A 12,174-nucleotide genomic window follows, 5' to 3' on the forward strand; every position below is an offset into this window, starting at 1 on the left:
GCGGCTTCTAGAATCTAGGACGCTTTGCTGCTAGGACGCAGCAAAAAGCGCTGCTCTAGGACGCCACTTCGTGGCTCTAGAATCTAGAATCTAGCACCTAGAACCTAGCACCTAGCACCTGCTCTTGCTGTGGTTTAATGGTCTGACCCCATGATGAGTTTTTTAGGCTATGCTCTCTCATCGTGAGCGGTTTTGGATGGGATCACCTTTTAAGGTCGATTTTCAATCTAGACATCAAAAGTATGATTTGATAAAGTGCGCTCACTCATAAAAATTGGTAAGACCAATTTACAACGGAGCTGAGCGCCAAATGGCCTATAGTAAAATTAATCAGCCAAAAATTTCTGATGTGATCATGGCGCAACTCGAGCAGATGATCCTCGAAGGCAGTTTACAGCCGGGTCAGAAATTACCGCCGGAGCGCGAACTGGCCATCCAGTTTGAAGTGTCTCGCCCTTCCTTGCGTGAAGCCATTCAAAAGCTTGAGGCGAAAGGGCTATTAATGCGCCGTCAAGGCGGTGGCACTTATGTCAAAGAACAACTCTGGCAGAGTCTTGCCGATCCTATCGTTGAATTAATGACTGCCGATCCAGAAAGCCAATACGACTTGCTGGAATTTCGTCATGCGACCGAAGGCATGATGGCCTATTTTGCCGCGTTGCGTGGCACAGACGCCGATATGCAAAATATCAAGCGTATGATCCTTGAGGTGGAAGCCGCCACCAATATCGAACAACAAGCCGCTGCCATTGTGCGTTTTTACCGCGCAGTAGCTGAAGCGTCACACAATGTGGCTATGTTGCATCTCGTACTCAGTTTAACCCCTGTGCTGCATAAGAATGTGGCGCAAAACTTGGAGCTTTTAAGCCGCCGCGAAGAAGCCTCCACTATGGCCAACGATCACAGACGTGCTCTGCTCGCTGCTATCGTTCGTCGTGATCCTGAAGCCGCCAGAGAAGCCTCGAATGAACACTTAAGTTACATCGAAGAGGTGATGTTATCTGTGCGGGAAGAAGATAGCCGGTTGCAGCGAAGTTTGCGCCGTTTAAAGAGTGGCGCTTAAGTTCCCGACTTTAGCAATCGCTAAAGCGGAATATGCCGCAAACACCATTCATCATCATGTATATAGAGAAGGACAGTGTCATGTCTGAAGATATGCTACAAGACTTAGATCCGTTAGAGACTCAGGAATGGGTTGACGCCCTGCAAGCTGTATTAGAACAGGAAGGCCCTGAACGCGCCCATTTCTTATTAGAGAAACTGATCGATAAAGCCCGTCGCAATGGCACGCACTTGCCTTACACTGCGACCACGGCCTATTTGAACACCATTCCAGCGGGTCAAGAGCCGCACATGCCAGGCAACCAAGAGATGGAACGTCGCATTCGCGCTATCATCCGTTGGAACGCCTTAGCTATGGTGCTGCGTGGTTCTAAGAAAGATTTAGAGTTAGGCGGCCATATTTCGAGTTTCGCGTCGAGCGCAACCATTTATGACGTATGCTTCAACCACTTCTTCCGCGCGCCAAACGAGAAAGACGGCGGCGACTTAGTGTATTTCCAAGGCCATATCGCCCCAGGTATCTACGCGCGTTCATTCTTGGAAGGTCGTTTAACTGAAGACCAACTGGCTAACTTCCGTCAAGAAGTGGATGGCAAAGGTTTATCTTCTTATCCGCACCCTAAGTTGATGCCTGACTACTGGCAATTCCCAACGGTTTCTATGGGTCTGGGTCCAATCCAAGCGATTTACCAAGCTCGCTTCTTAAAGTACCTGACTGACCGTGGTCTGAAAGATTGTTCTGAGCAAACCGTATACTGCTTCTTAGGTGACGGTGAGTGTGACGAGCCAGAAGCCTTAGGTGCGATTGGTTTAGCTGCCCGTGAAGAATTAGATAACTTAGTCTTTATCATCAACTGTAACCTGCAACGTCTGGACGGCCCAGTACGCGGTAACGGTAAGATCATCCAAGAACTGGAAGGTGAATTCCGCGGCGCTGGCTGGGAAGTCGTGAAAGTGATTTGGGGTCGTTACTGGGATCCATTATTGGCCCGTGATACCAGTGGTAAGTTACTGCAGTTAATGGAAGAAACCGTTGACGGTGAATACCAAAACTGTAAAGCCAAAGGTGGCGCTTATACTCGCGAACACTTCTTCGGCAAATACCCAGAAACCGCCGAAATGGTGGCGAACATGTCAGATGATGACATTTGGCGCTTAAACCGTGGTGGTCATGACCCAGTTAAAGTGTACGCGGCATTAGACCATGCACGTAAGACTAAAGGTCGCCCAACGGTGATCCTGGCGAAAACCGTTAAAGGTTACGGCCTAGGTGATGCGGGTGAAGGTAAGAACATCGCCCACAACGTGAAGAAAATGGGTATCGAGTCTATCCGTTACTTCCGCGATCGTTTCAATATCCCCATTCCAGACGATCAATTAGAAGATCTGCCGTTCTACCACCCAGGTCCAGATTCGGAAGAAGTGAAGTACATGATGAGCCGTCGTGCCGCACTACATGGTAGCGTGCCACAACGTCGTCAGAAGTTCAGCGAAGAGCTGGAAATTCCTTCACTGAAGATTTTCGACTCGATTTTGCAGGGTTCTAACGGCCGTGAAATTTCGTCAACGATGGCGTTTGTTCGCGTACTGACTGCACTGTTAAAAGACAAGAAAATTGGCAAAAACATCGTGCCAATTATTCCTGACGAAGCGCGTACCTTCGGTATGGAAGGCCTGTTCCGTCAAGTGGGTATTTATGCTCACGAAGGCCAAAAATACGTCCCGCAAGACTCTGACCAAGTGGCTTACTACCGTGAAGATAAAACTGGTCAAGTGCTGCAGGAAGGTATTAACGAACTGGGTGCAATGTCATCTTGGGTAGCTGCTGCGACCAGCTACTCAGTCAACGATACACCGATGATTCCATTCTACATCTACTACTCAATGTTCGGTTTCCAACGTATTGGCGACATGGCATGGGCTGCGGGTGATATGCGTGCACGTGGCTTCTTAGTCGGTGGTACTTCAGGCCGTACAACACTGAACGGTGAAGGTTTACAGCATCAGGACGGTCACAGTCACGTACTGGCTAACACTATTCCTAACTGTATTACCTACGATCCAACTTACGGTTATGAAATTGCCGTTATCGTTCAAGATGGTATTCGTCGCATGTACGGCGAAAAACAAGAAGATATCTTCTACTACCTGACCACAATGAACGAAAACTATATTCAGCCTGAAATGCCAGAAGGTGCCGAGGAAGGTATCGTTAAAGGTATCTACAAGTTGGAAACGGTTAGCGGTTCGGGTAAAGGCAAAGTTCAGTTAATGAGCTGTGGCACCATTCTTGAGCAAACCCGCAAAGCGGCTCAAGCACTGGCAAAAGACTTCGGCATCACTGCCGACGTATTCAGCGTCACCAGCTTCAACGAACTGACTCGCGATGGTCAAGCGGTTGAGCGTTGGAACATGCTGCACCCAACTGAAACGCCAAAACAAGCGTATATCAGCCAAGTGATTTCAAGTGATGCTCCGGCAATCGCTGCGACTGACTACATGAAGATCTACGGCGAGCAGTTACGTGCATTTATGCCAACCGATTATAAAGTGTTAGGTACTGACGGTTTCGGTCGTTCAGACAGCCGTGACAACCTGCGTCACCACTTCGAAGTGGACGCTAAGTTCATCGTTATCGCGGCACTGAAATCTCTGGTTGATCGTAAAGAGCTGCCTGTTGATGTGTTAGCGAATGCCATCAAGGAATACGGCATCGACGCTGACAAGATCAATCCACAGTACGCGTAAGAGGCAATAAAAATGGCTGAATTAAAAGAAGTTTTTGTTCCTGATATCGGCGGCGATGAAGTACAGGTTATCGAAATCTGTGCTTCTGTGGGCGATACCTTAGCAGCGGAAGAGTCGATTCTGACCGTTGAAAGCGACAAGGCGACCATGGACATTCCTGCGCCGTTCGCGGGTGTGTTAGCCGAATTGAAAGTGGCCGTCGGTGACAAAGTCAGCGAAGGTACCTTAATTGCGATGATGCAAGCAGCGGGCACGGCTAATGTTCAAGCTGCACCGGTTGCTCAAGCTGCCGCTCCTGCGCCAGCACCAGCAGCACCTGCTCCAGTACAAGCGGCTCCTGCCCCTGTGGCTGCCGCGCCAGCCACGGGTGCAACCCAAGTGGTTGAAGTCACTGTGCCGGATATCGGTGGTGACACAGATGTGTCTGTTATCGAAGTCTTAGTTGCCGCTGGCGATAAGATTGAGGTGGACGCTGGCCTTATCACGCTTGAAACCGACAAAGCGACCATGGACGTACCATCGCCATTCGCGGGTGTGGTAAAAGAAGTGAAAGTGGCTGTGGGTGACAAGGTTTCTCAAGGCTCCTTAGTGATCATGCTCGAAGTGGGTGGCGCAGCTCCTGCTGCCGCTGCTCCACAAGCAAGCGCGTCAGCTCCTGTCGCTCAAGCTGCACCTGCGGCGGCTGTTGCTCCAGTAGCTGCTGCACCAGTGGTTGCGGTTAAAGAAATCCAAGTGCCAGATATTGGTGATGCCAGCAATGTCGATGTGATCGAAGTGCTAGTGTCTGTGGGTGATATGATCACTGCTGACCAAGGTTTGATCACGTTAGAAACCGATAAAGCGACCATGGAAGTGCCTGCGCCATTCGCCGGTAAACTGTTGTCGTTAACCGTTAAAGTCGGTGATAAGGTTTCTCAAGGTAGCGTGATTGCGACGATTGAGACTGTGACTGCTGGTGCAGCTCCTGCGCCTCAAGCCGCAGCACCTGCACCTGTCGCCCAAGAAGCGGCACCAGCACCTGTTGCAGCCGCGCCGAGCCGTCCACCGGTTCCACATCACCCAAGTGCGGGTGCGCCAGTGGCAACCGGTGTGGTGCATGCGTCTCCTGCGGTTCGCCGTTTGGCCCGTGAGTTTGGTGTGGATCTCACTCAAGTGACGGGTTCTGGCCGTAAAGGTCGCATCATGAAGGAAGACGTACAGGCGTATGTGAAGTACGAACTGTCTCGTCCTAAGGCGACAGCAGCAACTTCAGTTGCAGCGGGTAACGGTGGTGGTCTGCAAGTGATTGCTGCACCGAAAGTGGATTTCAGCAAGTTTGGTGAAGTGGAAGAAATTCCATTAAGCCGTATCCAGAAGATCTCTGGTCCAAACCTACACCGTAACTGGGTAACTATTCCTCACGTGACTCAGTTCGATGAAGCTGATATCACCGAAATGGAAGAGTTCCGTAAGCAGCAGAACGACGCGGCGGCGAAGAAGAAAGCCGATTATAAGATCACTCCGCTGGTCTTTATGATGAAAGCTGTGGCGAAAACGCTGCAACAATTCCCTGTGTTCAACTCAAGCTTAAGCAGCGACGGTGAATCACTGATCCAGAAGAAGTACTACCACATCGGTGTGGCGGTGGATACGCCAAACGGTCTAGTGGTTCCTGTGGTACGTGATGTGGATAAGAAAGGCATTATCGAGTTATCTCGTGAGTTGGCCGATATTTCTATCCGCGCCCGCGATGGTAAGCTGAAGTCTGCCGATATGCAGGGTAGCTGCTTCACTATTTCAAGCCTAGGTGGCATTGGTGGTACTGCATTTACCCCAATCGTTAACTACCCAGACGTGGCGATTTTAGGTGTGTCTAAATCTGAAATTAAGCCTAAGTGGAATGGTAAAGAATTCGAGCCTAAATTGATGTTGCCACTGTCGCTATCATACGATCACCGCGTGATCGATGGTGCTATGGCTGCACGCTTTAGCGTGACCCTGTCAGGAATTCTGTCCGATATTCGTACTTTGATTCTGTAAACAAATAAGGCTGCTCAACTTGAGTGGCCTTTTGTTTATTGTGATCAGTATCAAACACAGGTTAAAATGCGCCCACCTTACGCGCTGGCGCATTTTCGGTTGGCAGGATTACTCTCCTCCAACGGATTGAATGAGAATTAGAGGAAAACATGAGTAACGAAATCAAAACTCAGGTAGTGGTATTAGGTGCAGGTCCTGCTGGATATTCTGCTGCCTTCCGTGCGGCTGACTTAGGTCTGGAAACCGTTATCGTTGAACGTTTTAGCACTTTAGGTGGCGTGTGTCTGAACGTGGGTTGTATCCCATCTAAAGCCCTGTTACACGTTGCTAAAGTTATCGAAGAAGCCAAAGCCGTTGCTGCACACGGTGTTGTGTTCGGCGAGCCAACAATCGATTTAGACAAGTTACGCAGCTTCAAGCAAAAAGTGATCAGCCAGTTGACTGGTGGCTTAGGCGGCATGTCTAAAATGCGTAAAGTAAACGTTGTTAATGGCTTCGGTAAATTTACTGGCCCTAACAGCTTAGAAGTGACTGCTGAAGACGGTACTGTGACCGTTGTTAAGTTTGACCAAGCGATTATCGCTGCGGGTTCTCGCCCAATCAAACTGCCATTCATTCCCCATGAAGACCCACGTATTTGGGATTCGACCGACGCATTAGAACTGAAAGAAGTGCCTGGCAAACTGCTGGTCATGGGCGGCGGTATCATCGGTTTAGAAATGGGTACGGTTTACTCTTCTCTGGGCAGTGAAATCGACGTGGTTGAAATGTTCGACCAAGTGATTCCAGCGGCTGACAAAGACGTTGTTCGCGTATTCACTAAGCAAATCAAGAAGAAATTCAACCTGATCCTCGAAACCAAAGTGACTGCGGTTGAAGCCCGTGAAGACGGTATCTACGTTTCGATGGAAGGTAAGAGCGCACCAACTGAGCCAGTACGTTACGATGCAGTGTTAGTGGCTATCGGTCGTACGCCAAATGGCAAGCTGATCGACGCTGAAAAAGCAGGCGTTAAGATCGACGAGCGTGGTTTCATCAACGTAGACAAGCAATTACGTACAAACGTACCGCACATCTACGCTATCGGTGACATCGTTGGTCAACCAATGCTCGCTCACAAAGGCGTGCACGAAGGCCACGTAGCGGCCGAAGTGATCGCTGGCATGAAGCACTACTTCGATCCAAAAGTCATCCCATCAATCGCTTACACAGACCCTGAAGTGGCCTGGGTTGGTCTGACTGAGAAAGAAGCGAAAGAGCAAGGTATTGCTTACGAAACAGCGACTTTCCCATGGGCTGCCTCTGGCCGTGCTATCGCTTCTGATTGCAGCGAAGGTATGACTAAGCTGATTTTCGATAAAGACACTCACCGCGTAATCGGTGGTGCTATCGTGGGTGTGAACGGTGGCGAACTGTTAGGCGAAATCGGCCTAGCAATCGAAATGGGTTGTGATGCTGAAGATTTAGCATTAACTATCCATGCTCACCCAACGCTGCACGAGTCAGTAGGTCTAGCGGCTGAAATCTACGAAGGTTCTATTACAGACCTGCCAAACCCAAAGGCAAAGAAAAAGTAAGTTAATACCTTTCTTCAAGAAGCGTCCAATAGGGCGCTTTTTTATTGCCTAAATAAAAATGTAAATTTAATGTGAATAAGCGAGTGTATTGGGATTGTTGAACTGCTACAGTACAACTATGGTGTGAAGTAAGTCATCAAATGAAAAAAATAATAATCCACTTCATTTTGCCCTCCATGTTGCTTGTTTGCTTGAGTCTCCAGTCGGCTTGGGCGGGTAGTTTTGTGCAACGGGTTTTTACTGATAGAGATGGACTAGAAGCCACGAGCATTCGTGCGCTCACACTTGATGACCATGGTTTTGTGTGGGCAGCAACCGAGCAAGGTTTGTATCGGGTTAGTAATTCTAAAGTGAGACGGATTGATAAAACTGGGTCTGAATTAAGGCTTGCGGATGAGTTTTTAACAACCGTTATCAATGTCGATCGCGATATGCTTTTACTGAGCACAAATGCCGCGACTTACCTTTACGATATTGCAAAAAATCAGTTTATCCAGATGGGGTCAGCTAATTTATTTCCACATTTCCCCGGTGGTGTTTTACTTTCTGCAGCGCGTAAGAATACCCAAGAATGGCGATTATTGATTGATAATGGTCAGATTTACGATTTTTCCCCTTCAAAACTTACTCTGACTTTAGTCAACCAATTGCCTGTGAATCGCGATTTACCATGGCGAAAATTATTGAGTTTGCCTGATGGTCAGTTTCTTGTTGCGGGTCAATTTCAATTGCTACTTCTCAACGGTGCGGGGGAAAAAGTCGTTGATTACCAATGGACTGAACCTATGGGAAGTATTCTGGATATGCTTGAGGATTCAAAACAGCGTATTTGGATTGCAACGAGTCGAGGGGTTTATCGATTAGAACCAAAAACCTTACAGATTTTTCCTGTTCCAGAATTACCCGATTGGAGTACCGCTATGGTTGAGGGCCATAATGGTGAAATTTGGTTTTCAAGTCGAGCGGGGTTACTCAAGTGGTCTCCCGATACCCACCAGATTGAAAATTATCAACAAGAGCTTAAGACGCAAGCCAATATGGAAACATTGAAGGCCATCTTATTTGATAATGCTGGCTTAATGTGGGTGGGCGGCTCTGGTGATGGCTTGGCATTGCTGGCTTCGCAGCCGGATTTTATTCTCGATACCTACACAAGCGAACCCCCCTATGGGCTACCCGATCCTATGGTGTGGTCTGTGTTTGCAAGTGATGAAGGGTTATGGTTTGGTGCTTCAAATCTTAGTTTTGTGGGGAAAAATAACCAGAAAGCGGTGACCGTTGAGATAGACGGGTTGAAAGCCCATGAGAGTATTTATGGGATCAGTCAGTTTATCGAGCATTATTTATTAGTTTCGACCACCAGTGGGTTATTTGTTGTCGATAAATTAACCCTAAAAGGAATGAGTTTTTCACAGTGGGCCCATGGGAGTGAAGAGTTTAAAAATAAACTGATCTACAGCACTTATGTTGATCCTAAATTAAAAGGGCGATTTTGGATCGCGACAGGAACGGGTCTCTATTTTTGGGAGCAAGGGCTGTTTGAGCCACAGCCTTTTAATATTGATGGATCGACGGGGGACTCACCAGAACCCAAGCGACCTACTATTCGTACTTTGTATCGAGCTTCCGATGGCAAGTTATGGTTAGGCGGAAGACGAGTGTTTGGTTTTATTGATGAGCAAAACCTATTCCACGATAAGAGGGGATTATTCAGCGGCTTGAGCTCTGAGCCATCGATTAGTCATATTGAAGAAATATCTCCTGGAGTGATGTGGTTTGGTTCCTATGAGAGAGGGCTATTTGAATATCGACTTAATACTGCTGAGTTAATTTCGCTTACTTCGCAATGGCAAGTTAACTGTAGCTCGGTATTTTTTATCCAAAAAACCACGAATGCCAATGTGGTTGCCTGTGCAGATTCCCTGATCAGACAAGATACGTCAACAGGGCATATTGCTATGTTCAATCAACTCGATGGTTTGATTTCAAATGAGATGAATGAGGGGGCATATTTTTATTCAGCGGCTACAGGGCTTTATATCGGTACCCCTGAAGGGGTAATGCACATAGATGTGGATAAACTGTCGAATCGCATAACAGATGACCATGTGATGTTGGAGTCAGTGTCTGTTTATTATGACGATAATACGCAAGTGTCTTTATTGCCTAAGCCTATGATGGTGATTAAGCCAGGTGCCAATATGGTCAGTCTGCAAATCACAAACTTAGATTATTTAGACGACTCACCCATCCAATTTAAGTATCGGCTGCGATATCAAGGAGAAGAAGATAACTATGTACTGCTGCAAGGCGAGTCGCAGATAAACCTCGCTGGACTGGCGGCAGGCGAGTATGGGCTGGAGATTTTAAGTCAGGTGAATGGGATCTGGTCGGATAAACCCTTCGCTTATCCCTTCTATGTTGAGCAGCATTGGTGGTTGACTCAAGGCTTTAAGGGCATCTTGCTACTGATCTTTTCGATCATCGCATTGAGTTTAGCTTGGTATCGTCAGCGTCAAGTACGTACTTTTATGACGATGAATCAGGCATTAACTGAGAGCGACGATCGTTTACGCCAATCGCTTCGTGGTAGCGACTCCGACCTGTGGGAATGGCATAGAGATACCCAGAGCTTTTACCTCGATAACCGTGGCGCCGTGCTAGGTAATCATGCCAATGAGATTGTGGTTACCCTCGAGACTCTCCCCGTCCACCCTGAGGATAGGGATAAAGCTTTAGGTCAGTGGAACAGTATGTTAGCGGGTGAAATCGATCGCTTTGAGGCGGAATATCGTTATCAACGCCGCAGTGGTAATTGGGGCTGGTTAAGAGTGAGGGGCCGCCCGGTGTCGCGTAATCGCACTACCCACGAGATTGAACGGGTAGCGGGGATTTATAGCGACATTACCCTGCAGCGTCAGCTAGAGGATGAAATTAATCTTCTCGCCCAAGCCTTTGAGAACACCTCCGAAGGGGTGTTGATCTTAGATGTGGATGAAAATATTCGAGTGGCAAACCATGCGGCGCAGCAAATCATTGGTTCTGAGCAGCATGACCTCGTCGGACAATCTTTTTCTCAATTCGTGCAAATGAAGGATGGCCTCTCGACCGAAGTGCATCAGTTACTCGGACAAGACAGTTCGTGGACGGGTGAGCGTGAGTTAGTGGGGCAGAATGGGCTGGTTTGCCCCGTGTGGCTTAACGTCTCTGTGATGCAGTCGGCGAGTGATAGCTCTGTACACTATGTGATTGTCTTTTCGGATATTACCGAGCGAAAACGCACCGAGGCGGATCTGAGACGATTGGCGAATTATGATGTGTTAACTGGGCTGCCTAACCGCTCACTGTTTTCGAGCCGGTTATTGCAATCGATTCAGACCGCGCAGCAGACTGGTGAAAAGCTGGCGCTTTTATTCCTCGACCTCGACCGCTTTAAACATGTAAACGACTCCTACGGCCATAGCATGGGTGATGCCTTGCTGGTTGAAGCCTCCAACCGCTTGCAGTCTTGCATCGGCAGTGAGCATTTGCTGTGTCGTTTTGGCGGCGATGAGTTTGTGATCCTGCTGAGAAATGCCAATAACTTAAATGAGATAAACCATATTGCCGAGCGTTTACTCGCGCAAATTGTGGCGCCATTTAAATTGTTTGGTCGCGAGTTTTATATCTCCACCAGTATCGGTATCAGTATTTGGCCCGATGATGCGGTGCAGCCCGAAGCCTTTATTAAAAACGCTGATCTTGCCATGTACCACGCCAAGGAAGAGGGGCGTGGCAACTTTAAATATTATTCGTCGGAGCGTAATGCCCAAGCCTTATACCATTTACGCTTGGAAGCGGATTTGCGTAAGGCCATCGAGCGGGAAGAGTTTGAGCTCTATTATCAGCCGCAGATTGATATTTTACGTGGCGATAAATTTATTGGGATGGAAGCCTTAATTCGTTGGCGCCATCCGAAGGAAGGTTATATCCGTCCCGATATTTTTATTAAGGTCGCCGAAGCCTGTGGTTTAGTGGTTGAAATTGACCGCTGGGTATTCCGCCGCGCCTGCTTGGATGGCGCTAAGTGGGTAAAACGTTGTGCGGCCCCCTTTAAATTGTCGGTGAATATTTCTGCGGTGCATTTCCGCCAGCCGGATTTTATCGAAGGCTTGAAAAAAATCTTAGCCGATACCCAAATGCCGACCTCATCCCTCGGGTTAGAAATCACCGAAGGCGTGTTGATGAAGGAAGTGCAAGCGGCAAAAAGCCATCTGACTCAGCTTAAAGAATTGGGAATTGAAGTGGCTATTGACGACTTTGGCACTGGCTATTCTTCCTTGGCTTACCTACGTCATTTTGATGTGAATACCTTGAAGATTGACCGCTCCTTCTTGATTGATATCGCGACTAATTCTGCGGATCAGGCGATTGTTAGCAGTATTATCGAGCTGGCTCGCAACTTGAAATTAACCGTGGTGGCCGAAGGGGTCGAAACGGTCGAACAGTTGGAACAGGTCTTTAGCCGTGGCTGTTATATAGTGCAGGGCTATTATTTTGCTAAGCCTATGTCGGTGACAGAGTTCGAACGATATTTACTGCAAAAAACGACTCTTGGATCTTAAGTTTAGGGTTATTTCCAAGTCATGCTGATGCGGTTTACTTGTGAAATATTGGTCGTTATTTTGAGCGTTTGTCTATTGCATTCACTTCGCTATTTCGCTGCGGAATAGCGAACTGTGTTTATCTTGTATTGCTTAATCACTCATCGGTTCAGATAAAATATCGC

General features: G+C 47.9%; 5 protein-coding genes. All 5 read left to right on the forward strand.

Features of this window, described 5'->3' with window-relative positions:
• Positions 1 to 310 precede the first annotated feature (310 nt).
• Positions 311 to 1,063, forward strand: a complete 753-nt coding sequence (pdhR, locus tag SHEWANA3_RS02255; RefSeq protein ID WP_011070781.1) for a pyruvate dehydrogenase complex transcriptional repressor PdhR — start codon at positions 311 to 313, stop codon at positions 1,061 to 1,063.
• Between the two features lie 80 nt (positions 1,064 to 1,143).
• Positions 1,144 to 3,810 carry a pyruvate dehydrogenase (acetyl-transferring), homodimeric type gene (gene aceE, locus SHEWANA3_RS02260; RefSeq protein ID WP_011715639.1) on the forward strand — a complete coding sequence of 889 codons (2,667 nt, stop codon included), beginning with the start codon at positions 1,144 to 1,146 and terminating at the stop codon, positions 3,808 to 3,810.
• A gap of 12 nt (positions 3,811 to 3,822) precedes the next feature.
• Positions 3,823 to 5,829: a pyruvate dehydrogenase complex dihydrolipoyllysine-residue acetyltransferase gene (aceF, locus tag SHEWANA3_RS02265; RefSeq protein WP_011715640.1), complete on the forward strand. Its 2,007-nt coding sequence runs from the start codon at positions 3,823 to 3,825 to the stop codon at positions 5,827 to 5,829.
• A gap of 149 nt (positions 5,830 to 5,978) precedes the next feature.
• The gene (gene lpdA, locus SHEWANA3_RS02270; protein ID WP_011715641.1) at positions 5,979 to 7,406 is read left to right on the forward strand and encodes a dihydrolipoyl dehydrogenase; all 1,428 of its coding nucleotides are present in this window, start codon (positions 5,979 to 5,981) and stop codon (positions 7,404 to 7,406) included.
• Positions 7,407 to 7,546: 140 nt separating this feature from the next.
• Positions 7,547 to 12,010, forward strand: coding sequence for an EAL domain-containing protein (locus SHEWANA3_RS02275; protein ID WP_011715642.1), 4,464 nt, complete (start codon positions 7,547 to 7,549; stop codon positions 12,008 to 12,010).
• Positions 12,011 to 12,174: the final 164 nt, after the last annotated feature.

Origin of the sequence: Shewanella sp. ANA-3 (genome assembly GCF_000203935.1) — a bacterium.
Classification (GTDB): Bacteria; Pseudomonadota; Gammaproteobacteria; order Enterobacterales; family Shewanellaceae; genus Shewanella.

What these genes read in the sequence shown, in the direction of transcription:
- pdhR (WP_011070781.1), top strand. Translation starts at nt 311, where the DNA reads ATGGCCTATAGTAAAATTAATCAGCCAAAAATTTCTGATGTGATCATG.
- aceE (WP_011715639.1), top strand. Translation starts at nt 1,144, where the DNA reads ATGTCTGAAGATATGCTACAAGACTTAGATCCGTTAGAGACTCAGGAA.
- aceF (WP_011715640.1), top strand. Translation starts at nt 3,823, where the DNA reads ATGGCTGAATTAAAAGAAGTTTTTGTTCCTGATATCGGCGGCGATGAA.
- lpdA (WP_011715641.1), top strand. Translation starts at nt 5,979, where the DNA reads ATGAGTAACGAAATCAAAACTCAGGTAGTGGTATTAGGTGCAGGTCCT.
- SHEWANA3_RS02275 (WP_011715642.1), top strand. Translation starts at nt 7,547, where the DNA reads ATGAAAAAAATAATAATCCACTTCATTTTGCCCTCCATGTTGCTTGTT.